The organism is Streptomyces sichuanensis, assembly GCF_020328095.1.
Lineage (GTDB): Bacteria > Actinomycetota > Actinomycetes > Streptomycetales > Streptomycetaceae > Streptomyces > Streptomyces cinnamoneus.
In genome coordinates this window covers 36,614-59,393 of the sequence record NZ_JAIXMK010000080.1, presented here as the reverse complement: position 1 = coordinate 59,393, position 22,780 = coordinate 36,614, and the positions used below count along the sequence as shown (strand labels likewise).

Genomic DNA, 22,780 nt, shown 5'->3' with positions numbered 1-22,780 from the left:
CCGTGCCGGCTCCGGGGGCGCGGCGGCCGGCACCGGCGGTGCGGCGGGCGTCAGCGGCGCCAGCCGCTCCCGCAGGGGCGCGGCCCTGCGACGGGCGTCGCGCACGGTCAGCGGCAACGGCGACCAGCCGGCCAGCCGGCCGAGGTCCACGACCGGCGGGTGGACGGGGGAGACGGCCATGACCGAGGCCGGGTCGCCGACGACGGGGGCGGCTCCGGGCCCGGGCAGCAGGATCACCTGGTCCGCGTACTGCACGACCCGCTCCAGCCGGTGCTCGGCGAGCAGCACGGTCGTGCCCAGGTCGTGGACCAGGCGCTGCAGCACGGCGAGGACCTCCTCGGCCGCCGCCGGGTCCAGCGCGGACGTCGGCTCGTCGAGGACCAGCACCTGCGGGTGCGTGGTCAGCACGGACCCGATGGCGACGCGCTGCTGCTGGCCGCCGGAGAGGGTGGCGAGGGGACGGTCGCGCAGGGGCGCGAGGCCCAGCAGGTCCAGGGTCTCCTCGACGCGGCGGCGCATGGTGGCGGGCGGGACGCCGAGGGACTCCATGCCGTAGGCGAGCTCGTCCTCGACGGTGTCGGTGACGAAGTGGGCGAGCGGGTCCTGGCCCACGGTCCCGACGACGTCGGCCATCTCGCGCGGCTTGTGCGTACGGGTGTCGCGCCCGGCCACGGTGACCCGCCCGTGCAGGGTCCCGCCGGTGAAGTGCGGCACCAGCCCGCTGACGGTGCCCAGCAGTGTCGACTTGCCGACGCCGGAGGGACCGACGAGCAGGCACAGCTCGCCCTCGGGGACGGTGAGGTCGATGCCGGTGAGGGCGGGGCGGGGGGCGCCGTCGTAGGAGACCGAGACGTTCTCGAAGCGGATCACTTAGGGGGCCTCCTTCGGGGTGGGGATGGGTCCGGCACCGCCGGGGTCACTGGGCGGGGGCTGCTCGCCGCTGCGGCGGGAAAGGTGGCCCGGGCCCGCCCCTTCCCGTTTCCTGGGGGAGTGCCCCCAGGCCCCCCAGGAGCGTGCGCCCGGGGCGACGCCCGTGGGCGCGGGTCCAGAGGCTTCGCCCTGGACCGGGGGTCCGGACCCGAGGGCTTCCCCACCGGGCCGGCGGTGCCCACCTGCCGTCACCGGGCGGGCGGGCAACGCCCGCCCGCCCGTCGTCGCCCCCTCGCGGGAGGCGACCGGGGCCACGAACGCCGGCAGCAGGCCCACCAGGATCGCCGCCGCCGGCCACACCGGCAGCTCCGGCAACGTCAGCGGCACCGCGGGCGGGTGCAGGGCCCCCGGGGCGCGGGTGCCGGCCCAGATCATCAGGGCCGCCACCGCCACGCCCGACGCCGACACCAGCCAGGCCCGTACGCCCCAGCGGTCGGGGCGGTAGCGGGTGCGCACCGAGCGGCGGCCGCCGAGGCGGAGGCCGGCCAGGGCGGCGGCCAGGCCCGCGGCCAGCAGCGGCATGCCGTAGCCGCCGCCCGCGTCGGCGAGCAGCCCGTACGTGCCGGCGCACACGCCCAGCAGGCCGCCCAGCGTCAGGGCGCTCGTGGTGTGCCGCACCGCCCGCGGAACCTGCGCCGTACGGCCGTAGCCACGGGCGTCCATGGCCGCCGCCAGCGCCACCGAACGCTCCAGCGCCCCCTCCAGCACCGGCAGCCCCACCTGCAGCAGGGCCTTCGGACCGCGGTCCGGCCGGCCGCGCAGCCGCCGGGCCGCCCGCAGCCGCTGGACGTCGGCGACGAGGTGGGGTGCGAAGGTCATGGCGACGACGACCGCCACGCCCGCCTCGTACAGCGCACCCGGCAGTGACTTCAGCAGCCGCGCCGGATTGGCGAGCGCGTTGGCCGCCCCCACGCAGACCAGCAGCGTGGCCAGCTTCAGGCCGTCGCAGAAGGCGAAGAGCAGCCCCTCGGCCGTCACCCGGCCGCCGAGGCGCACCCCCTGTGCCCAGTGCGGCAGTGGCACCTCGGGCAGGGTCAGGACCGTGTGCGTACCCGGGATCGGCGACCCCAGCACGACCGCGAAGGCGAGCCGGATGCCGATGACCACGAGCCCCAGCTTGAGGAACGCTCCATACGAGCGCGCCCACGGGGCGTCCGTGCGCCGGGCGGCGACCACGTACCCGGCCACGCCGATGAGCATCGCCAGGAGCAGGACGTTGGTGGTGCGGGAGGCCGCGGTCGCCAGGCCCAGAGCCCACACCCACCACGCACCGGCGTGCAGCGCCGCGCCGCGCAGGGGCGTGCGTACGGGCGAGGGCGGGGCAGCCTGCGCCCCGCCGGTCCCCACCGTCCGGCTCATTGCCCTCGTCCCCGCTGCCTTTGCCGTCCGTCCTGCCCGGCCGCCCACCGGCGACCCCGTCCCGCTCGTGCGGTTCATCCGCGACGACGTCGCCGCGCCTGCCACACCGCCGCGCCGCCGAGCGCCGCGACGACCGCGATGCCGCCGATCAGCCCGGCGGACGGGCCCTCGCCGCCCTCGTCCCCGCCCTTGTCCTTCGGTGCGGAGTCCGCGGCGGGCGTGCCCTGCGCGTCCACCTTCTCCCCGCAGCCGGCCTTCGGGTACCCGGCGATCGCGCACAGCAGCGCGTCGGAGTTGTAGCGCAGCGGCTTGGCGACCGCCGCGAGCGCCTCGGCGGCGCTCGCGTCCGGCGCGACCTGCGCACAGGCCGTGCGGGCCGCGGGCGGGTTCTCGCCGCCGGGCGCGTCGGCGGCCGTGCCGAAGTCGATGACGACGGCGACGCGCTTGCCGCCCTCCTTGGCCGGCGTGCCCTCGCACACCGCGGAGAAGCCGGCCGCCGTGCGCGGCTGCGCGGCGTCGGCGGAGTCCTTGCTCACCGCGAAGCGGAAGCCGACGGCCGTGCCGTCGCCGGGGCGCAGCGTGCCCGGCCCCTGCGTCGCGTACGTCCACCCGGAACCGGAGCCCTGCTGCCAGAACGACCAGTAGCGGTAGCCGTCCGCGTGCGCGGGGGCCGCGCCGGCCACCGTGAGCAGCCCGGAGAGGGCCCCGGCGAGCAGCGCCGCACCCAGGGCGCGCGTGCTCCTACGGATCACGACTTCTTCTTGCGGCCGCTGACGAGGATGCCGAGGCCGACGCTCGCGACGAACAGCACGATGAAGAACCACCAGCCGCCGAAGCCGTCGTCGTCCTTCTTCTCCTCGTCCTTCTTCTCCGAGGAGGAGGCGGCGGCCTCCGGCTTGGGGCCCGTCGCGTTCAGCGCGGCCACGAGGTCGGTGCCGCCGAAGTCGCGCGGGTCGCCCCCGGCGGCGCGGGTGGCCAGGATGAGCTTGGCGAGCTTGCCGGGGTTGCCCTTGGCCCACTCGGCGGTGCCGCTCTCCTTGGACCGCAGCCACGTCAGCGGCTTCTCGGCCGCCTCGCGGTGGCCGCCCGCGGCCAGGGCGAGGGCGGCGTCGGCGGTGTTGCCGTGGTCGGGCTTGGCCGGGGCGCCGGGCATGGAGGGCAGGAGGTAGCCGCCGTTCTTGGCGAGCGCCTCGGAGAGGTAGGCGTCCACGGCCTCCGGGGCGTCCTGGGGGCGGTCCTTGTCGCCCCCGGCGCAGTCCAGCGGCTTCAGGGCCACGTCGGAGCCCTTCAGCGGCTCGACCTGGTAGCCCAGGCCGCGCGTGGCCAGGCCGGCGGCGGCGCTGGCGAGGTTGTCGGCGCGCAGGCCGTCCTTGTCCTTCAGGTACGAGAAGGCGCCGCGCTCGCCCTCCTTGGCGTCGCAGCCGAGCTGGAAGGAGAGCAGCGCCTCCAGCGGGTTCTTCCCGTTCTTGACGGCGGCCTTCGCCGGCTCCCGGCCCGCCGCCGCGAACGCGCCGATGGCGATGGAGGTGGAGTTGGCGTCGGTGGGGCTGCCGGCCTGGTAGCCCCAGCCGCCGTCGTCGTTCTGGTGGGCCTTGAGCCAGTCGAGGCCCTTCGTGACGACCTCGGCGCGGCCGCCGACGGCCGCGAGGCCCTGCACCGCGGCGGCGGTCGCGTCGGTGAACTCGTCCTTCTGCGGGTCGCACGCCTTGGAGGTGTCGGCCCGGTACCCGGGGAAGCCGCCGTCCGCGCACTGCTGCCCCGCCAGCCAGTCGACGGCGGAGGCGGCCGGGCTCGTGCCCGTCCCGTGCTGGGCGATGAAGGCGAGGGACTGCCGGAACACACCGTCGAACTTCGGGTCGCCCGAGCCGTACAGCCCCGGGGCGGCCGGGGACGGCGAACCGTCGGCGAGGGCGGCGGGGGCCGCGGCCACGCCCAGGACGGCGGCGGTGGCCAGGGCCACGGCGGCGCGGCGCACGTGGACGGCGGGGGAGGGGGCCATGGAGTGGTACCTCTCGGGTGGGTGCCCGGCACGGTGCCGAGGGTCGCTTTTGCGGTGGCTGAACACTTTATCCGGCCGTTTTCCGGCGGCTCCTACCGCCGTCCGCACCGCCATCGGCGCCGGTCACGGACGCCGAGGTCCGCACCGGCCGCGTGTGCCGCCACGCACGCCCACCGCAAGGCGGTCATGCCCATGCCCGACGGCCCCGTCCGTCCCCGCGCCTTCCCGTGTCCGTCCCCACCCACTACAACGGAACCGAACGCAATTCTGATTGAGCGTCAGAAACAGGCGGGAGGCCACCACGATGGGCGCACTCATCGAGCACGGGCAGCTCTTCATCGGCGGCACGCTCACGGAGCCGGCCGCCGGCCGTGGCGCGGACGTCATCGAGGTCGTCTCGCCCCACACCGAGGCCGTCATCGGCCGCGTCCCGCACGCCTCGCGCGCCGACGTCGACCGGGCCGTGGCCGCCGCCCGCCGGTCGTTCGACTCCGGGGTCTGGTCCGGGCTGCCCCTCGACGAGCGGATCGCCGTGGTCGCCCGGATCAAGGACGGGATCGCCGCCCGCTACGAGGAGATCGCCCGGCTCGTCTCCGCCCAGAACGGCTCCCCCTACTCCTGGAGCCTCCTCGCCCAGGCCCTGGGTGCCGTGATGGTCTGGGACTCCGCCATCACCATCGCCCGCGGCTTCCCCCACGAGGAGCGGCGGGCCGGCCTCCTCGGCCCCCTGCTCGTGCGGCGCGAACCCGTCGGCGTCGTGGGCGCCGTCGTGCCCTGGAACGTGCCGCAGTTCCTGGCGGCGGCCAAGCTGGCGCCCGCGCTGCTCGCTGGCTGCTCCGTGGTGCTCAAGCCGTCGCCGGAGACGCCCCTGGACTCCTACGTCCTCGCCGAGGTCCTCGCGGCCTCCGGCCTGCCCGAGGGCGTGGTGTCGATCCTGCCCGCCGACCGCGAGGTCGGCGAGTACCTGGTCGGCCACCCCGGCCTCGACAAGGTCTCCTTCACCGGCTCGGTCGCCGCCGGCCGGCGCGTCATGGAGGTCGCCGCCCGGCGGCTGACCCGGGTCACCCTCGAACTGGGCGGCAAGTCCGCCGCCATCGTCCTGCCCGACGCCGACCTCGACGCCGCCGTCTCCGGCATCGTCCCCAGCGCCTGGATGAACAACGGCCAGGCGTGCGTCGCCCAGACCCGCATCCTCGCCCCCCGCACCCACTACGCCGAGCTCGCCGAGCGCCTCGCCGCCGCGGCCTCCGCGCTCGTCGTCGGCGACCCCCTCGACGCCGCCACCCAGGTCGGCCCGCTCGTGGCCCGCCGGCAGCAGCAGCGGTCCCTGGACTACATCGCCCTCGGCCAGCGCGAAGGGGCCAAGGTCCTCGCCGGCGGCGGCCGGCCGCACGGGCGGGAGAGGGGCTGGTACGTCGAGCCGACGCTGTTCGGCGACGTCACCAACGACATGCGGATCGCCCGGGAGGAGATCTTCGGCCCCGTCGTCTGCCTCCTGCCCTACGAGGACGAGGAGGAGGCCGTCCGCATCGCCGACGACTCCGACTACGGGCTCTCCGGCAGCGTCTGGACGCGCGACGTCGAACGCGGCCTCGCCGTCGCGCGCCGCGTGCGCACGGGCACGTACTCGGTGAACACCTTCAGCCTGGACATGTTCGGCCCGTTCGGCGGCTACAAGGACTCCGGCCTCGGCCGGGAGGGCGGGCCCGAGGGCTACGCCGAGTACTTCGAGCAGAAGACCATCCACCTGCCGGCCGGATACGAGGGCGCGAAGGCGGAGGGCGCGCCGTGAGCGCCCCGCGCTGGCGGGTCTCGGTCGACCGGGCGCTGTGCGTCGGCTCCGGCCAGTGCGCCGGCGCCGCGCCCGCGGCCTTCCGGCTGGACGGCGCGCGCCGGGCGCACCCGGTGGCGGAGGAGACCGACCCCTCGCCCGCGGTCCTGGACGCCGCCGAGGGCTGCCCCGTCGAGGCCGTCCTCGTCCGTGAACTCGGCACCGGCCGGGCGGTGTTCCCACCGGACGAGCCGGAGGCGTAGCATCCATCGAACACCTGGTACGGACATATGTTTACGCATGCGTTCCGCACGGGTTGTTCGTGACACATGTGACTGTCCTGGCCCTCTGCAGCGTGGAAATCTCTTCCCGTCGCAGCCGAGGGGGGTTCCATGGACAAGCGGTACGAGGTCTACTGCCTGGCCGACAGGCACTTCTACGAGATCCCGGACCGGATGTCCGAGCGCACCGCGGGCCAGGACGTCAACGGCCTCTTCGCCACCGCCCGCCGGCCCGTCCCCGACGGCTGGAGGAGCACCCGCCACGGCGACTGGCTCCAGCTCACGCCCGTCGACGCCACCGGTGCACCGCGCCCCGGACAGCCGGCCCAGGGCTGGAAGATCCACGTCTCCGCCACCGCGCAGACCGCCGACGCCACCGCCGCCGCCGTCTGGGACTACTGCACCGCCCGGGACATACCGTTCAAGTTCGTCCCCACGCCGCGCCAACTGCACCTGCGCAACAGCAAGTACGCGGCCCGCGACCACAGCGGGAAGTTCGCCACCGTCTACCCGGCCGACGAGGCCGCCCTGCACACCGTCCTCACCGGCCTGCACGAGGTCCTCGCCGGCCGCCCGGGCCCGTACGTCCTCACCGACCTGCGCTGGCACGAAGGGCCGCTCTACGTGCGCTACGGCGCCTTCGCCCGCCGCTACTGCACCGACGCGCAGGGCGCCCTCGTCCCCGCCGTCGAGGACCCCACCGGCACGCTCGTCCCGGACCTGCGCAACCCGGCGTTCCAGACGCCCCCGTGGGTGGAGCTGCCCGACTTCCTCGCCCCCCACCTCGCCGCCCGGAACGCCACCACCGTCGGCGACCTGCCCTACCGCATCGAGAAGGCCCTGCACTTCTCCAACGGTGGCGGCGTCTACCGCGGCACCGACACCCGCGACGGCCGCGCCGTCGTCCTCAAGGAAGGCCGGCCGCACGCCGGGCTCGCCGCCGACGGGGCCGACGCGATCGCCCGGCTCGAACGGGAGAAGGACGCGCTGGAACGGCTCGCCGGGCTCGGCGTCGCGCCCGCCGTCCGCGACTGGCTCGCCGTCGGGGACCACCGCTTCCTCGTCATGGACTTCGTCGAGGGCCGCCCCCTCAACTCCTTCTTCGCCGAACGCCACCCGCTGCTGGCCGTCGACCCCGACCCGGCCGCCGTGGCCGACTACACCGCGTGGGCGCTGCGCATCCACCGGGCGGTGGAGGAGGCCGTGGAGCGGGTGCACGCCAGGGGCGTCGTCTTCAACGACCTGCACATGTTCAACATCCTCGTCGCGCCGGACGAACGGTCCGTGACTCTGATCGACTTCGAGGCCGCGGCCCCCGCCTCCGCGAGCGGCCGGCAGATCGTCGCCCACCCCGGCTTCGTCGCCCCGCCGGACCGGAGGGGCACCGCCGTCGACCGCTACGCCCTGGCCTGCCTGCGGCTCGCGTTGTTCCTGCCGATCACCACGCTGCTGGCCGTCGACCGCGCCAAGGCGGCGCACCTCGCGGACGTCATCGCGGAACACTTCCCGGTGCCGAGGGAGTTCCTCGACGAGGCCGTCGCCGAGATCTCGGCGCAGCCCTCCGGCCACGCCCGACGCGGACGGATGCCCGCCGGCCTGCCCGAGCCGCAGGACTGGCCCGCCAGCCGGGACTCCATGGTCCGGGCCATCCTCGCCTCCGCCACGCCCGACCGCCACGACCGGCTGTTCCCCGGCGACATCGCGCAGTTCTCGGACGGCGGCGGGCTCGGACTCGCGCACGGCGCCGCCGGCGTCCTCCACGCCCTCGCCGAAACCGGCGCCGAGCCCTACGAGGACGGCGAGAAGTGGCTGCTCGACCGCACCGATCCGGTGCCGCCCGGCACCCCGCTCGGCCTCTACGACGGCCTCGCCGGCGTCGCCCTCGTCCTCCACCGCCTCGGGCACACCGAGCGCGCCCTCGACCTCGTCGGCTCGCTGCTCGCCGAGCAGTGGCGGCGCCTTCCGTCCGGGCTGTACGGCGGCCTGGCCGGGGTGGGCCTGGTCCTCGACCACCTGGCCGAGGCCACGGGGGAGCGTGACTTCGGCGAACGGGCCCAAGAGGCGGCGCACCTGCTCGCCGACCGGCTCGCGGCAGAGGCCGCGGGACCGGCCGGGCGACGGCGTGCCGGCCTGATGCACGGCGCAGCCGGGCCCGCCCTGCTCTTCCTCAGGCTGCACCGGCGCACGGGCGCGCCCGACCTCCTCGGCCTGGCGGCCACCGCCCTCCGGGCCGACCTCGCCCAGTGCGTACGGACGCCCCTCGGCTCGCTCGACGTCAACGAGGGCTGGCGGACCATGCCCTACCTCGGCGACGGCAGCGTCGGCATCGGCGCGGTGCTGGACGACTACGTCGCCCACTGCGGCGGGGAGGCCGGCGCGGAGGACCTCGCCGAGGCCCGTACCGCGATCCTCCTCGCCGCCCGGTCGCGCTTCTACGCCCAGCCCGGTCTGATGCAGGGACGCGCCGGAATGGTCTGGCACCTCAGCCGCACCACGACGCCGGGCGTCCGGGAGGACGACGTGGCCGCCCAGATAGCCGGGCTCGGCTGGTACGCCATGCCGTACGCGGGCGAACTCGCCTTCCCCGGCCATCAGATGATGCGCCTGTCGATGGACCTCGCCACCGGAACGGCCGGCTGTCTGCTGGCGCTCGGTGCCGCGCTCGGCGAGCGGCCGGCGCAGCTGCCGTTCCTTCCGCCCCTGCGGGGGCCCCAGAGCCGGTTCCCCAGCGATGGGGAGCCGTGACCCAGCAAGTCAGTTCGTTCCAACCGTTCGTCCCCATGAAAGGAAAGAACCATGGCGCTTCTCGACCTGCAGAGCCTGGAGTCCGACGAGCTGTCCCACGGCGGTGGCGGCGGTGGCGGCAGCAACGTGAGCCTGCTGCTGTGCTGGAGCACGGCGAGCGTCGCGCTCTGCCTGTGACCCACGTCTGCGGGTGACCGCTCTTGGTGGGCCCTCCCCCACGGGAGGGCCCATCGACGCGTCCGTGGAGCCGTTGTCGGGCGCGCCCCCTCCTGCAGGCAGCGACCGGCGGGAGGGGGCGGGGGCGGGGCGGGCCCTGGCAGGGGGCGTGACGCGTTATTTGCGGCGACGTCCGGAGCACGCTGCACCAAGTGCAGTTGCCGTAAATAATGCAGCCCCCAGAAGGGCCCCCCCCCCCCCCCCCCCCCCCCCCCCGCCCCGCCCCCGCCCCCGCACCACGAAGGACAGGGGCCCCAGCCCCGAGGCCCGCTCCGTACAACGACCAGTCCGGAAGGGGGGCCCGAATGACCGCCACCGGAGAGCGGATCCTCCGAGAAACCGTGCGGCACAGCCCCGGCCGTACCACCGCCCTGGCCCTCATAGCCACCGCAAGCACCGCCGCCGCCCTGGCCCTCCCCGCCGTCCTCGGCCACACCCTCGACCTGCTGCTCGCCCGCCACGACGCGGAAGCCGGACGCTGGGTGCTGCTGTGCGCGGCCCTCGTCGGCGTGCCCGTCGTGCTGGACGCGTGCGACGAACTGCTCACCGCCACCACCGCCGCCCGCACCACGGCGTGGCTGCGCCACCGTTCGCTGGGGCACGTCCTCGCCGCCGGCCCGCGGGCCACCGCCACGATCCCGGCCGGCGACCTCGTCACCCGGCTCGTCGGCAACGCCGCCCACGCCGGTACCGCCCCCGCCTCCCTCGCCGGGACCCTGGCCGCGCTCGCCGCGCCGCTCGGCGGCATCGTGGCGCTCGCCCTGACCGACGTGTGGCTCGCCGTGGCGTTCCTCGCCGGCGCCCCCGTACTCGCCCTGCTGCTGCGGTCCTTCGCCCGTGCCTCCGCCGACAGCCTCGCCGGCTACCAGCGGCTGCAGGGGGAGATCGCGGGGCGCCTCGTCGAGGCCCTGGGCGGCGCCCGGACCATCGCCGCCGCCGGTACCACCGGGCGCGAACGGGCCCGCGTGCTCGCCCCGCTCGCCGGACTCGCCGAGCACGGCCACCGCATGTGGAAGGTGCAGGGCCGTGCGACGGCCCAGGCCGCCACGCTCGTACCGCTGCTGCAGATCATCGTGCTCGCCGTCGCCGGGTACGAACTGTCCCGCGGCAGGCTGAGCGTCGGCGAGGTGCTGGCCGCCTCCCGCTACGCGGTGCTGGCGGCGGGCATCGGCGCGCTCGTCGGACACCTCAACGCCCTGGTGCACGGCCGCACCGCCGCCCGCCGTATCGCGGAGGTCCACGCCCTCGCCCCCCTCCGGCACGGCACGCTGCGGTTGCCGCCCGGGGGCGACGGCACGCTACGGCTGCGCGGCGTGAGCGCGGTGCGGGGCGGGCGGCGGGTCCTGCAGGAGGTGGACCTGGCGGTCCCCGGCGGCACCACGCTGGCCGTCGTCGGCCGCTCCGGCACCGGGAAGTCCGTGCTCGCCGCCGTCGCCGGGCGTCTCGCCGACCCGGACGCCGGCGAGGTCACCCTCGACGGCGTCGCCCTGCGCGACCTCACCCGTGAGGAGCTGCGCGCGGCGGTCGGCTACGCCTTCGCCCGCCCGGCACTCCTGGGCCGGACCATGGGCGGCACCGTGGCCTTCGGCTCGTTCACGCCGGACCGGGACGCCGTCGTGGCGGCGGCTCGGGCCGCCTGCGCCGACGACTTCATACGGAAGCTGCCCGAGGGCTACGGCACAACCTGCGCCGCCGCGCCCCTGTCGGGCGGGGAGGTCCAACGCCTCGGCCTCGCCCGGGCCTTCGCCCACGCCGGCCGGCTGCTGGTGCTCGACGACGCCACGTCGAGCCTGGACTCGGTCACCGAGGCGAAGGTGGCGGGGGCCCTGCTGCACGACGTGGCGGCCCGCACCCGCCTCGTCGTCGCCCACCGTCCTTCCACGGCGGCCCGCGCCGACCGGGTCGCCTGGCTCGACGACGGCCGCGTCCGGGCGGTGGGCACCCATGGGGAACTGTGGCGGCTGCCCGGATACCGGGCGGTGTTCGAGGAGTGAGTACGAACGGAAAGGAGGTGCCGAGCGGTGCCGAATCTGCCGAAGCCGCCGCCGGGCCGGTGGGGTGACGGCCTGGGCTTCCTGCTGCGCCGCCGACGCGTGCTCGCCGGGCTCGCCGCGTGGTCCGCCGTCGAGGCGGTGCAGACGTTCGCCACCGGCTACGCCCTGGCCCGGGCGCTGGACGCGGGGTTCCTCGCGGGCCGGCCGGGCACCGGCCTCGGCTGGCTGGCCGTCGCCGCCGTGGCCGTGGTCGTGGGCGCGTACGGCACCGGACGGACGTACGGCGGCGTCGCCGCGCTCGTGGAACCGTTCCGGGACGGCCTCGTGCGGCGCGTGGTGGAACGGGCCTTGCGGGACGGGGACGACGGCGGGGCCGTGTCGCGGCTGACGCACCAGGTGGAGATCGCCCGCGACGCCTTCGCGGGCCTGGTGATGGTGGCCCGCTCGTTCGTCTTCACCGCCGCGGGGGCGCTGGCGGGGCTGTTCGTGCTGGCCCCGGTGCTGCTGGCGGTGGTTGTACCGCCGCTGGTCCTGGGGCTGGTGCTGTTCCTGGCGACCCTGCGGCCCATGGCGCGTCGGCAGGAGGCGTTCCTGGCGGCCGACGAGGCGGTGGCCGCATCGCTGGGCGAGGTCTGCGCAGGCGTGCGGGACGTGACGGCGGGCGGCGCCGAGGAGTACGTGCGCAAGGAGACGGGCGCCCTGGTCGACGCGGAGCTGCGGGCGGCCAACGCGCTGGCGCGCTGGTCGGTGGCCCGCGTGGGGGCGCTGGCGGTCGCGGGCCGCCTGCCGGTGATCCCGCTGCTGGTGGCCGCGCCGTGGCTGCTGGACCACGGTGTGTCGGCGGGTGCGCTGGTGGGTGCCCTGACCTACCTCACCCAGTCCCTGCTCCCGGCGCTGCAGAACCTCGTCCACGGCCTGGGCACGAGCGGCACCCGACTGCTGGTGGTGACGCGCCACCTCACCACAACACCACCCACCGCGGCCCCTCCGGCCGGTGCGGAGCCGCCGCGTGCGGCGGGCTTGCCACACGCCGCCGCGCCGCCCGCGACGGCCCCGCCGGGCCGGGCCACCACCCCGCCCGGCCCCCGGCCGCCCGGGGCCGCACCCCCACCCGCCGTCGAGCTGCACGACGTCACCTTCGCGTACGGTCCGCACGCCGAGCCCGTCGTACGGGGCCTCGGGCTCGTCGTGCCGGTCGGGGAGCATCTGGCCGTCGTCGGGCCCAGTGGGGTCGGTAAGTCGACGGTGGCCGGGCTGGTGGCGGGGCTGCTGGAGCCGGTGTGCGGTGTGGTGCGGGTGGGCGGCGTGCCGGCCGGGGAGCGGGGGGCGCGGCGGGGGCGGGTGCTCATCCCGCAGGAGGCGTACGTCTTCTCCGGCACCCTCGGCGACAACTTCCGCTACCTGCGCGACGATCCCGTCCCCGACCAGGAGGTCATGGCCGCCGTCGAGGCGATCGGCGCCGGCCCGCTCGTGAGCAGGGCCGGGCTCGACGCGCCCGTGGTGCCGGGCGCGTTGTCGGCGGGGGAGCGGCAGCTGGTCGCGCTCGTGCGCGCGTACGTGTCGACGGCCCCCGTGGCGTTGCTGGACGAGGCCACGTGCCACCTCGACCCGGCCGCCGAAGCGCGCGCCGAGCGCGCCTTCGCGGCGCGGCCCGGCGGCACGCTGGTGGTCGTCGCGCACCGCGCGGGCTCGGCCCGCCGCGCGGACCGCGTCCTCGTCATGGACGGGCCCGCCACCCTCGTCGGGACGCCCCGCGAGCTGCCGGCCCGCTCGGCGCTCTACCGCGACCTGCTGGGCGCGTCGGCGTCACAGCCAGCCGGCGCCGCGCGAGATGCGGATCGCGTCGACGCGGTTCCTGGCCCCGGTCTTGCGGGTGATCGCCGCCATGTAGTTGCGCACCGTGCCGTTGGACAGGTGCAGGCTGCGTGCGATCTCCCCGACGGAGGCCCCCTCGGCCGCGAGTGACAGCACGCTTAACTCCCGCCGCGTCAGCGGGATCTCGGCCGCCTGCAGGAAGCCGAAGCCGAGCGATTCGTCGATGTAGCGCTCGCCCTTCGCCACATGCCGTATGCCCTCCACCAGCCGGTCGGGCGAAGCGTTTTTGCTCAAGTACCCCAAGGCCCCCATCTCGTAGGCCCGGCGCAGTGGCCCCGGCCGCCCCGCGGTCGCCAGGGCGAGCAGTGCCCCCGGTTCGCCCCCGTTGCGACATCGGTTCCCCAGCTCGCCGATACCGCATTCCCCTGCCGCGTGGGCGCTGTCCATGTCCACCACGTACACGTCGGGACGCAGTGCCCGCGAGGTGGAGACGGCCCCGGGCCAGGAGGACGAGGACACCTCCAGGTCCGGTTCTCTGCCGATGAGTACCGCCAGGGCCATGCGCAGCAGATAGGTGTCGTGTATCAGAAGAACTCGGGTCACTTACGTCTCTCCCCGCTCCGTGTAGCGAACCGCCTCGGGCACGTCGATAAATACATACCGGCGTGGCCCACTGTTACGGGGGCGGTTACCCCGTCCACGGGGGGCGCAAGGACGCGGTCGGGAGGTCATGCACGCCTCAACTACGGATGCCCTGCGCCTGCTGAGTCATTCCTACCGCCGTACGGCGCCCGCCGGGTCGATCAGCCGGCAGGCCGTCTCGATGTCGGTGCCGACCTGGGCGATCGACGCCCGGCCCGACAGCCAGGTGATGAGCGCGGAGTGCCAGGTGTGCTCGATGACGCGGACGGCCGAGAGCTGCCGGGGGGTGGGCCGGCTGCCCGCCGGGCCCATGGCGTCCAGGATGATCGCCGTGGTGAGCCGCGAGACCGTCTCGACCTCCGCGCTCACCGAGCGGTCCGCGAAGGTGAGGGCACGCACCATGGCGTCGGCCAGGTGCGGCTCGCGCTGCATCGCGCGGAACGCCCGCATCAGCGTCCGGGCGACCCGCGCCGCGGGGTCCTCGTCGGTCGGCGGGCGCTTGCGCAGCGTCTCGTGCAGGTCCTCCAGCTGGTCCTGCATGACGGCGACCAGCAGGTGGACCTTGGAGGGGAAGTAGCGGTAGAGCGTGCCGAGCGCGACGCCCGACGACTCGGCGACCGCCCGCATCTGCACGGCGTCGAAGCCCCCGCGGCCGGCCAGCCGGGCGGTGGCCCGCAGGATGCTGCGGCGCCGGGCTTCCTGACGTGCTGTCATGGGGGCGGCGGGGGGCATGGGCTCGACAGAAGTCATGGCCGACCCGGAGTCCGTCGTCATATGTCTGTATGTCCCATTCCGTGGCGCTTAGTCCAGCGGTGCCTGTGCGGCCCGGACGGCACAGCATGGCAGGGGTCGGGCCGTGGCGCGAATCACCCGGCGCCGCTCTTTCGGCCCTCTGACATGCCGGTAGATTCAAGCCTCTGGACGACCCAGTCTGAAACTTGTTCTAGATTAGCGCGACCCGTTACGCTCCGGCGGAACAGCCAGCGAGAAGGAGGCCGGAGTGACCGCTGAGGCCACGGAGGCATCGCTCACGCGAAACCGCAGCAGCCTCCGGGAGCGGAGCGGCGGCGGGGACGGCGAAGGACCACTGCGCATCGCGCTGCTCACCTACAAGGGAAATCCTTTCTGCGGCGGTCAGGGCGTCTATGTGCGCCACCTCTCGCGTGAACTCGCCCGCCTCGGCCACTCCGTCGAGGTCATCGGCTCCCAGCCCTACCCCGTGCTCGACGAGGCCGGGGCGCCGGACGGCGCCGACGGCCCCGCGCCCGGCCGCCTGGCCCTCACCGAGCTGCCCAGCCTCGACCTCTACCGCCAGCCCGACCCCTTCCGCACTCCCGCGCGCGAGGAGTACCGCGACTGGATCGACGCCCTGGAGGTCGGCACGATGTGGACCGGCGGCTTCCCCGAGCCGCTGACCTTCTCGCTGCGCGCCCGCCGCCACCTCGCCTCCCGCCGCGGCGCGTTCGACGTCGTCCACGACAACCAGACCCTCGGCTACGGGCTCCTCGGCGGCCCCGGCGTCCTCGGCGCCCCCCTGGTCACCACCGTCCACCACCCCATCACCGTCGACCGGCAGCTGGAGCTGGACGCCGCGGCGGACTGGAAGCGCCGCGCCTCCGTGCGCCGCTGGTACGGCTTCACGCGGATGCAGAAGCGCGTCGCCCGGCGGCTGCCGTCCGTGCTGACCGTCTCCGGCTCCTCCCGGCAGGAGATCGTCGACCACCTCGGCGTCGACCCCCGCAAGGTCCACGTCGTCCACATCGGCGCCGACACCGAGCTGTTCTCGCCCGACCCCGCCGTCCCCGAGACGCCCGGCCGGATCGTCACCACCTCCAGCGCCGACGTCCCCCTCAAGGGGCTCGTCCACCTCGTGGAGGCGCTCGCCCGGCTGCGCCGGGAGCACCCCGGCGCCCACCTCGTCGTCGTGGGCAAGCGCGCCGAGAACGGGCCCGTGGCCGCCGCCATCGAGCGGCACGGGCTCGGCGGCGCCGTCGAGTTCGTCAAGGGCATCACCGACCGCGAGCTCGTCGACCTGGTCCGCTCCGCCCAGGTCGCCTGCGTCCCCTCCCTGTACGAGGGCTTCTCCCTGCCGGCCGCCGAGGCCATGGCCACGGGCACGCCGCTGGTGGCCACGACCGGCGGCGCCATCCCCGAGGTCGCCGGCCCCGACGGCGAGAGCTGCCTGGCCGTGCCGCCCGGCGACCCGGACGCCCTGGCCGCCGCCCTGTCCCGGCTGCTCGGCGACGAGGAACTGCGCCGGCGGCTCGGCGCGGCGGGCCGTGAGCGGGTACTGGCCAAGTTCACGTGGCGTCAGGCGGCGATCGGCACGGCCGAGCACTACCGCCGGGCGATCGCGCGGGCCGCAGGGACCGCGGGCCGGTCGCGCAGGCCGGACCCGGACCGGTTCGGCGCCGCCGGCCCGCGCCGCAGTGGCTGAGCCCGGTCGCGGCGGGGGAAGAGCCCCTGTCCGGCGGTGCCGAACGACCTGTAGTCCCTCCTCCGACACGAAAGCAAAGACGTGCTGACCGTCGATTTCTCCCGCTTCCCGCTCGCCGCCGGCGACCGCGTCCTCGACCTGGGATGCGGCGCGGGCCGGCACGCCTTCGAGTGCTACCGGCGCGGCGCCCGGGTCGTCGCCCTCGACCGCAACGCCGAGGAGATCCGCGAGGTCGCCAAGTGGTTCGCCGCCATGAAGGAGGCCGGCGAGGCCCCCGCGGGCGCGACCGCCACCGCCATGGAGGGCGACGCGCTCGCGCTGCCCTTCCCCGACGCCAGCTTCGACGTCGTCATCATCTCCGAGGTCATGGAGCACATCCCGGACGACAAGGGCGTGCTCGCCGAGATGGTGCGCGTCCTCAAGCCCGGCGGCCGGATAGCCGTCACGGTGCCGCGCTACGGGCCGGAGAAGGTCTGCTGGGCGCTCAGCGACGAGTACCACGAGGTCGAGGGCGGCCACATCCGCATCTACAAGGCCGACGAACTGCTCGCCAAGATGCGCGAGGCCGGCCTGAAGCCCTACGGCACCCACCACGCCCACGGCCTGCACAGCCCCTACTGGTGGCTCAAGTGCGCCTTCGGCGTGGGCAACGACAAGGCGCTGCCCGTCCGCGCGTACCACAAGCTGCTGGTCTGGGACATCATGAAGAAGCCCAAGGCCACGCGCGTCGCCGAGCAGCTCCTCAACCCCGTCATCGGCAAGAGCTTCGTCGCGTACGCGACCAAGCCGCACCTGCCCACCGCGGCGGCCGCCGAATGACCCCTTTCGGCCAGGGCCCCAGCAGCACCGAGCGCCTCGTCCTGCCCGGGGTGCTCACCGCCGACCAGGCCGCCCGCACCGTCGCCGGCATCGCCGCGGTGCAGCGGCCCGACGGCGCCATACCGTGGTTCCGCGGGCACCACCTCGACCCGTGGGACCACGTCGAGGCCGCCATGGCCCTGGACGCGGCCGGCGAGCACACCCGCGCCGAGGCCGCCTACCGCTGGCTCGCCGACCACCAGAACCCCGACGGATCCTGGTACGCGGCTTACGCCGACGGCGCCGCGGACGCCCCCACCGACCGCTCCCGCGAGACCAACTTCGTCGCCTACGTGGCCGTCGGCGTCTGGCACCACTACCTCTCCACCGGCGACGACGCCTTCCTCGACCGCATGTGGCCGACCGTCTTCGCCGCCGTCGAGTTCGTCCTGCGCCTCCAGCAGCCCGGCGGCCAGATCGGCTGGAAGCGGGAGGCGGAGGAGGACGGCGGCCGGGACGTCACCGACGCCCTGCTCACCGGCTGTTCCTCCATCCACCAGGCCCTGCGCTGCGCCCTGGCCATTGCCGAGCACCGCGAGGAGCCGCAGCCCGACTGGGAGCTGGCGGTGGGGCTGCTGGGGCACGCGATACGTCACCACCCCGAGCGGTTCCTGGACAAGGACCGCTACTCCATGGACTGGTACTACCCCGTGCTCGGCGGCGCCGTGACCGGTGCGGCCGCGAAGGAGCGCATCGAGGCGCGCTGGGACGACTTCGTGGTACCCGGCCTCGGCGTGCGCTGCGTGGTGCCCAACCCCTGGGTGACGGGCGGCGAGAGCTGTGAACTCGCCCTCGCCCTGTGGGCGATGGGCGAGTCCGACCGGGCCGTGGAGATCCTCCAGTGGATCCAGCACCTGCGCGCGGAGAACGGCCTGTACTGGACCGGCTACGTCTTCGAGGACGAGGCGGTGTGGCCGGAGGAGCTCACCACCTGGACGGCGGGTTCGCTCCTGCTGGCCGTGGCCGCGCTGGGCGGCCACGACGCCACGGCGACGGTCTTCGGCGGCGACCTCCTGCCGGCCGGCCTGGAGCCGGACTGCACCTGCGGCGGACCGGCCCGGGCCTGACCCCGCCGCGGTACGGTCCGGGCGGTGCCGGTCGTGGCGCGGGAGCGGGAAGCGCCGGGCGCCTCACACGGCCTGCGGTGCGAGCAACGCACCGGCGGCACCCACCGCCTCCAGTGCCGCGTCCACCTGCCCGGGCCGCTCGACGTGCGCCACCGGCACCACCGAGCGCAGGTACCGGTTGAACTGGGAGGGGCCCAGCACGACGGCCAGTGCGGGCTCGTGCCGCCGCAGCCCGTCGAGCAGCTTCGGCACGCTCACGCCCGTCGTGGTGATCCGCAGGAAGAGGTCCCGCACGTCCCCGGCCGTGGTGAGCGTGCGGGGCTCCAGGCAGGAGCAGACCGGAATCTGCGGGTCCAGGAAGTCCATGCCCGCGATCTCGGCCGCCATCGCCTCGCCGATGCGCTGCTGGATCGGCGAATGCGTCGCGGGCAGCTCCGGCGAGATCTTGGCGACCCGGTGTCCGGGCGGCAGCGCGTCCGCGAGCCGCTCCAGCTGGTCCAGGTACCCGGAGAACATCACGCACCGCATCGTGCCGTCCCCCACGGGCCCGAGGTCGACCCCCCGGTAGGAGCCGCCCACCCGTTCCGGCGCGTAGGCGTCCCCGTCCGGGTCCTCCGCCACCGGCAGCCCCACGAAGGCGACGCCCTGTGCTCTCCCGGCCGTCCGTCCCCGGTGCTCCTGCGGCTCGTCCCACGACCGTGCGAACAGCGTGAACAGGGCCTCGCGACTGACGGCCCCCGCGATGCACGCGGCGACCTGCGCCCCCAGGCTGATCCCGCCCGTCACCGAGGGCCGCACCCCGTGCCCGGCCAGCACGTCGTGCACGGCGAGCGCCTGCGCGGCCTGCTGCAGCGCCTTCACCCGGCGCGAGGGCGCACCCGGGGGCGGTGCGCTGCGGCCCAGCAGCTGGTCCGCGTCGTACCCGGTCCACTCCTCGACCTGCCGGTACACCGCCCGGGCAGCGGAGTGCCGCTCGTACATGGGGCCGGCGGCCGACCCCTCGTTGTGCATTCCGCCAAAAACGTAAGCAATCGTCATACGACGGGAGCGTGCCAGGCGTTGATCATGCGGGGACAGATCATCCCGGGCCGCGATGGGAAGGCTTGTTTCCCATCGGTTTCGGCGCCAACCGGACCGTTTTCCCGGGAGGCGGGCCGCCCCCGCGCGCGTTCCCGGGGTGCGGGTGCCCGGACGGGCGGCCGGGCCCGTGCGTGGGCGGCCGGCAGGGGGCTGATTCCCGCCGGGGGTTGGTTCGCCTTCCTGGCCGAGAACCGGAAGACGTTGTTCCCCAACAGGGCCGGCCCGGCCGGGGAAAACCCCGCGGCCGTCCGGACGGGCGAGCACCTAAGGTGGCGTCATGAGCCTGCTGTCCCATGAGCGTTACTGCGACGAGATCCTCACCCAGACCGACGCGTTCCGTGCGGCCCTGCGCGGTGCGGACCCCGGCACCACTGTTCCCACCTGCCCCGACTGGAGCCTCGCCCAGCTCGTCCTGCACGTCTCCAGCGCCCACCGCGGAGCCGCGGCGATCGTCCGCGACAGGATCCAGGAGTTCACGATCCCGACCTCCGTCGCCGGCGAGGCGCCGGAGGCCGGCGAGCTCGACGTGGCCGCCCTCGACGCCTGGCTGGCCGAAGGCGCGGAGCAGGTCGCGCAGGCCCTGCGCGAGGCGGGGCCGGACGCCCGGGTGTGGACCTTCGGCGGCGACCAGAAGGCCGGCTTCTGGGCCCGCCGCATGACGCACGAGACGGTCGTCCACCGCATGGACGCCTGCCTGGCCTCCGGCGCCGAGTACACCGTCGACCCGGTCGTCGCCGCGGACTGCCTCGACGAGTGGCTGCAGATCATCACCTCCCCGCAGGCCGTGGCCTTCCGGCCGGTGTACGGGGAGCTGCCCGGCCCGGGCCGCACCCTGCACCTGCACGCCACGGACACCGACCCCGGCCTGAACGCCGAGTGGTTCATCGACGCCACCGGCCCGTCCGTCACCTGGCGCCGGGCCCACGAGAAGGCGGCCGTCGTCGTGCGCGCCCCCATGACCGAGCTGCTGCGCGTGTTCTACCGGCGCACGCCCGTGGACGCCCCCGGCGTCGAGGTGCTGGGCGACCGCGAGGTGCTCGACTTCTGGCTGGAGCGGGCCGCCTTCTGATGAGATCCCGCCACCCGGGGCCGTCGCGCCGCGCCCTGCTGCCCGCCGCCCTGCTGATGCTCGTCACGGCGTGCGGCGGCGGCTCGGAGCCGGCCGCCCGCCCCGGGGCGGCGGGCGCCCACGACCCGCTCTTCCCCCGCCTCGGCAACGACGGGTACGACGTCCGCCACTACGGCCTCACCCTCGACTACGAGCCCGCGGACAACCGCCTCTCCGCCACCGCCGTCATCACCGCCCGGGCCGAGCAGCACCTCAGCGCCTTCAACCTCGACCTCAAGGGCCTGACCGTGCGCAGCGCCCGCGTCGACGGCGAGCCGGTCCGCACCTCCCGCAGGGGCAGCGAGCTGACGGTCGAGCTGAACGAGCCGGTCGCCAAGAACCGCACGTTCGAGACGACCATCGTCTACGACGGGAAGCCGCAGGCCGTCGAGGACGCGGACGGCTCCACGGAGGGCTGGGTCCGCACGGAGGACGGGGCCGTGGCGCTGGGGGAGCCGGCGGGCTCGATGGCCTGGTTCCCGGGCAACCACCACCCGTCCGACAAGGCCACGTACGACATCGCGGTGACCGTGCCGGCCGGCCTGACGGCCGTGGCCAACGGCGAGCTGAAGCGCACGGAGGACAAGGGCCCGGAGGGCGCCCGGCGCACCACCTTCACCTGGCACACCGGCGAACCGATGGCGAGCCATCTGGCCAGCGTCGCCGTGGGCCGGTTCCGGGTGACGACGTCCCGGACGGCCAAGGGCCTGCCGGTGTACATCGCCGCGCACCCCGGGGAGACGGAGGCGGCGGACAGGGTGGCGAAGGTCCTGCCGGGGATCCTCGACTGGGAGAGCGGCCTGTTCGGGCCGTACCCCTTCTCGTCCACGGGCGCGGTCATCGACCGCAACCCGCGTGTCGGCTACGAGCTGGAGACGCAGCCCAAGCCGTACTTCCACGCCGCGCCCGGCGACAGGCTCGTGGTGCACGAGCTGGCCCACCAGTGGTTCGGCAACGCGCTCACGCCGGACCGGTGGTCGGACATGTGGCTGAGCGAGGGCTTCGCGCAGTACGCCGAGTGGATGTGGGAGGAGAAGAGCGGCGGACGTCCGGTCCGGCAGATCTTCGACGACTACTACGACGGCAGGGACCCGGAGAGCAGGGGCGCGGACGGCGAGACGATCTGGGACTTCCCGCCGGCCGAGCCGACGGCTGAGACGGTGTCCGGCCTGCCGGTCTACGGGCGCGGGGCCATGGTGCTGCACAAGCTGCGGGAGAAGCTCGGGGACCGCGAGTTCTTCCGCCTCGTACGCGACTGGGTGGCGCAGTACCGCCATCAGAACGTCAGCACGGAGGGTTTCGTGGACTTCTGCGAGGGCCGGGGTGACGTCGGGGAGGTCTTCGACGTCTGGCTCCGCGGGAAGGGCAGGCCCGCCCGGCGGTGAGCCGCCGTCAGGCGTTGAGCTCGGCGAGCAGGCGCAGGGTGCCGGGGTCCGGTGCGGTGACGAGCAGGTCGGTGACCGGGCCCGCGCGCCAGAGTTCCAGCCGCTCGGCGATGCGCTCGCGGGGGCCGACGAGGGAGATCTCGTCGGCGAAGGCGTCGGGCACGGCGGCCACGGCCTCGTCCCGCCGCCCGGCCAGGAACAGCCGCTGCACGCGCCGGGCCTCCTCCTCGTAGCCCATGCGCCCCATCAGGTCGGCGTGGAAGTTGCGGGCGGCGTGACCCATGCCGCCGATGTAGAAGGCCAGCATCGTCTTGACGGGGCGCAGCCCCTCCGTGACGTCGGCGCACAGCCGTGCCCGGGCCAGGGGAGCGACCATGAAGCCGCGGGGGGCGGCGGCGAGGGCGGCGGTGTGCAGGTCCGTGCGCGACGGTGACCAGTACAGCGGCAGCCAGCCGTCGGCGATGCGGGCGGTCTGGGCGACGTTGCGCGGGCCCTCGGCGCCCAGCAGGACGGGCAGGCCGGCGCGTCGCGGGTGGGTGATGGAACGCAGGGGCCTGCCCAGGCCGGTGGCGCCGGGCCCGGTGTAGGGCAGCGGGTGGAAGCGTCCGTCGAGGGCGACGGGGGCCTCGCGGCGCAGGACCTGCCGGACGACGTCGACGTACTCGCGGGTCGCGGTCAGCGGGCTCTGCGGGAACGGGCGCCCGTACCAGCCCTCCACCACCTGGGGGCCCGACAGTCCCAGGCCGAGCAGGACGCGCCCGCCGGAGAGGTGGTCGAGGGTCAGCGCGTGCATGGCGGTGGCGGTGGGCGTGCGGGCCGCCATCTGGGCCACGGCCGTGCCGAGCAGGATGCGGCTGGTGTGCGCGGCGATCCAGGTGAGCGGGGTGAAGGCGTCGGAGCCCCAGGATTCGGCGGTCCACACGGAGTGGTAGCCGAGCCGCTCGGCCTCCCGGGCGAGGGCGAGGTCGTGGGGCCGGGGGCCGCGGCCCCAGTAGCCGAGGGCGAGACCGAGCCGCATGGGGAGCCTCCCGCACGCCGAGTGCTGACGGAGTGTCAGTTCAGGGGAGGGTAGGGCCGCCGTCCGTGCGGCGAC

18 protein-coding genes and 1 pseudogene are annotated in these 22,780 nt (G+C 75.0%); 11 read left to right on the top strand and 8 right to left on the bottom strand.

Annotated features, from left to right (window positions below; genetic code table 11):
• The 4 genes from LE181_RS21910 to LE181_RS21895 form a co-directional block, all read right to left on the bottom strand.
• A partial coding sequence (locus tag LE181_RS21910) for an ABC transporter ATP-binding protein (protein ID WP_225663193.1) occupies positions 1-870 on the bottom strand: 870 nt, incomplete at its 3' end.
• Entirely contained in the window at positions 871-2,289 is a 1,419-nt protein-coding gene (locus LE181_RS21905) for an energy-coupling factor transporter transmembrane component T (protein WP_225663191.1), read from the bottom strand. It lies immediately after the preceding gene.
• Between the two features lie 74 nt (positions 2,290-2,363).
• Positions 2,364-3,038 (bottom strand): SCO2322 family protein, encoded by a 675-nt coding sequence (locus LE181_RS21900; RefSeq protein WP_225663202.1) that lies wholly within the window; start codon positions 3,036-3,038, stop codon positions 2,364-2,366.
• Positions 3,038-4,288, bottom strand: a complete 1,251-nt coding sequence (locus tag LE181_RS21895) for an SCO2321 family membrane protein (RefSeq protein WP_263869262.1) — start codon at positions 4,286-4,288, stop codon at positions 3,038-3,040. The genes LE181_RS21900 and LE181_RS21895 overlap by 1 nt, the downstream gene beginning before the upstream one ends.
• Positions 4,289-4,592: 304 nt before the next feature.
• Between LE181_RS21895 and LE181_RS21890 the strand changes: the two genes are divergently transcribed.
• The 6 genes from LE181_RS21890 to LE181_RS32765 all read left to right on the top strand — a co-directional run bounded on the left by LE181_RS21890 (position 4,593) and on the right by LE181_RS32765 (position 13,260).
• Positions 4,593-6,080: an aldehyde dehydrogenase gene (locus tag LE181_RS21890; protein WP_225663189.1), complete on the top strand. Its 1,488-nt coding sequence runs from the start codon at positions 4,593-4,595 to the stop codon at positions 6,078-6,080.
• Positions 6,077-6,322, top strand: a complete 246-nt coding sequence (locus LE181_RS21885) for a ferredoxin (RefSeq protein WP_225663182.1) — start codon at positions 6,077-6,079, stop codon at positions 6,320-6,322. Before LE181_RS21890 ends, LE181_RS21885 begins: the two co-directional genes overlap by 4 nt.
• A 129-nt stretch (positions 6,323-6,451) precedes the next feature.
• Positions 6,452-9,085 carry a class III lanthionine synthetase LanKC gene (gene lanKC, locus LE181_RS21880; RefSeq protein WP_225663180.1) on the top strand — a complete coding sequence of 878 codons (2,634 nt, stop codon included), beginning with the start codon at positions 6,452-6,454 and terminating at the stop codon, positions 9,083-9,085.
• A gap of 51 nt (positions 9,086-9,136) precedes the next feature.
• Positions 9,137-9,262 (top strand): SapB/AmfS family lanthipeptide, encoded by a 126-nt coding sequence (locus LE181_RS21875; RefSeq protein ID WP_225663172.1) that lies wholly within the window; start codon positions 9,137-9,139, stop codon positions 9,260-9,262.
• 344 nt (positions 9,263-9,606) lie between these two features.
• Entirely contained in the window at positions 9,607-11,295 is a 1,689-nt protein-coding gene (locus tag LE181_RS21870) for an ABC transporter ATP-binding protein (protein ID WP_225663164.1), read from the top strand.
• 27 nt (positions 11,296-11,322) lie between these two features.
• On the top strand, positions 11,323-13,260 hold the full coding sequence (locus tag LE181_RS32765; RefSeq protein WP_225663162.1) for an ABC transporter ATP-binding protein: 1,938 nt from the start codon (positions 11,323-11,325) through the stop codon (positions 13,258-13,260).
• On the opposite strand, the pseudogene LE181_RS32760 reads toward LE181_RS32765, so the two are convergent.
• Positions 13,186-13,422: pseudogene (locus LE181_RS32760) on the bottom strand (LuxR C-terminal-related transcriptional regulator); the annotation flags it as partial. The gene LE181_RS32765 and the pseudogene LE181_RS32760 overlap by 75 nt on opposite strands.
• 462 nt (positions 13,423-13,884) lie before the next feature.
• The gene (locus LE181_RS21855) at positions 13,885-14,526 is read right to left on the bottom strand and encodes a TetR family transcriptional regulator (RefSeq protein WP_225663161.1); all 642 of its coding nucleotides are present in this window, start codon (positions 14,524-14,526) and stop codon (positions 13,885-13,887) included.
• Between the two features lie 226 nt (positions 14,527-14,752).
• Here LE181_RS21855 and LE181_RS21850 point away from each other — a divergent pair, with 226 nt between their 5' ends.
• From LE181_RS21850 to LE181_RS21840, 3 genes are all read left to right on the top strand, one after another.
• Positions 14,753-16,189, top strand: a complete 1,437-nt coding sequence (locus LE181_RS21850; RefSeq protein ID WP_225663159.1) for a glycosyltransferase family 4 protein — start codon at positions 14,753-14,755, stop codon at positions 16,187-16,189.
• 81 nt (positions 16,190-16,270) lie between these two features.
• Positions 16,271-17,008, top strand: a complete 738-nt coding sequence (locus tag LE181_RS21845; protein WP_225663157.1) for a class I SAM-dependent methyltransferase — start codon at positions 16,271-16,273, stop codon at positions 17,006-17,008.
• Positions 17,005-18,114 carry a prenyltransferase/squalene oxidase repeat-containing protein gene (locus tag LE181_RS21840; RefSeq protein WP_225663155.1) on the top strand — a complete coding sequence of 370 codons (1,110 nt, stop codon included), beginning with the start codon at positions 17,005-17,007 and terminating at the stop codon, positions 18,112-18,114. The genes LE181_RS21845 and LE181_RS21840 overlap by 4 nt, the downstream gene beginning before the upstream one ends.
• A 63-nt stretch (positions 18,115-18,177) precedes the next feature.
• Here LE181_RS21840 and LE181_RS21835 read toward each other — a convergent pair whose 3' ends face one another.
• Complete coding sequence (locus LE181_RS21835) at positions 18,178-19,125, bottom strand: hypothetical protein (RefSeq protein ID WP_225663153.1); 948 nt, start codon at positions 19,123-19,125, stop codon at positions 18,178-18,180.
• 346 nt (positions 19,126-19,471) lie between these two features.
• Here LE181_RS21835 and LE181_RS21830 point away from each other — a divergent pair, with 346 nt between their 5' ends.
• Positions 19,472-20,263: a maleylpyruvate isomerase family mycothiol-dependent enzyme gene (locus LE181_RS21830; RefSeq protein WP_225663151.1), complete on the top strand. Its 792-nt coding sequence runs from the start codon at positions 19,472-19,474 to the stop codon at positions 20,261-20,263.
• Complete coding sequence (locus tag LE181_RS21825; RefSeq protein WP_225663149.1) at positions 20,263-21,687, top strand: M1 family metallopeptidase; 1,425 nt, start codon at positions 20,263-20,265, stop codon at positions 21,685-21,687. Before LE181_RS21830 ends, LE181_RS21825 begins: the two co-directional genes overlap by 1 nt.
• 7 nt (positions 21,688-21,694) lie before the next feature.
• On the opposite strand, the gene LE181_RS21820 is transcribed toward LE181_RS21825, so the two are convergent.
• Positions 21,695-22,705, bottom strand: coding sequence for an LLM class F420-dependent oxidoreductase (locus LE181_RS21820; protein WP_225663142.1), 1,011 nt, complete (start codon positions 22,703-22,705; stop codon positions 21,695-21,697).
• Positions 22,706-22,780: the final 75 nt, after the last annotated feature.

Excerpts from the sequence above, each read along its gene's own strand:
- LE181_RS21905 (WP_225663191.1), bottom strand. The coding sequence starts at position 2,289 with ATGAGCCGGACGGTGGGGACCGGCGGGGCGCAGGCTGCCCCGCCCTCG.
- LE181_RS21895 (WP_263869262.1), bottom strand. The coding sequence starts at position 4,288 with ATGGCCCCCTCCCCCGCCGTCCACGTGCGCCGCGCCGCCGTGGCCCTG.
- LE181_RS21890 (WP_225663189.1), top strand. The coding sequence starts at position 4,593 with ATGGGCGCACTCATCGAGCACGGGCAGCTCTTCATCGGCGGCACGCTC.
- lanKC (WP_225663180.1), top strand. The coding sequence starts at position 6,452 with ATGGACAAGCGGTACGAGGTCTACTGCCTGGCCGACAGGCACTTCTAC.
- LE181_RS21875 (WP_225663172.1), top strand. The coding sequence starts at position 9,137 with ATGGCGCTTCTCGACCTGCAGAGCCTGGAGTCCGACGAGCTGTCCCAC.
- LE181_RS21870 (WP_225663164.1), top strand. The coding sequence starts at position 9,607 with ATGACCGCCACCGGAGAGCGGATCCTCCGAGAAACCGTGCGGCACAGC.
- LE181_RS21855 (WP_225663161.1), bottom strand. The coding sequence starts at position 14,526 with ATGACGACGGACTCCGGGTCGGCCATGACTTCTGTCGAGCCCATGCCC.
- LE181_RS21840 (WP_225663155.1), top strand. The coding sequence starts at position 17,005 with ATGACCCCTTTCGGCCAGGGCCCCAGCAGCACCGAGCGCCTCGTCCTG.
- LE181_RS21835 (WP_225663153.1), bottom strand. The coding sequence starts at position 19,125 with ATGCACAACGAGGGGTCGGCCGCCGGCCCCATGTACGAGCGGCACTCC.
- LE181_RS21830 (WP_225663151.1), top strand. The coding sequence starts at position 19,472 with ATGAGCCTGCTGTCCCATGAGCGTTACTGCGACGAGATCCTCACCCAG.
- LE181_RS21825 (WP_225663149.1), top strand. The coding sequence starts at position 20,263 with ATGAGATCCCGCCACCCGGGGCCGTCGCGCCGCGCCCTGCTGCCCGCC.
- LE181_RS21820 (WP_225663142.1), bottom strand. The coding sequence starts at position 22,705 with ATGCGGCTCGGTCTCGCCCTCGGCTACTGGGGCCGCGGCCCCCGGCCC.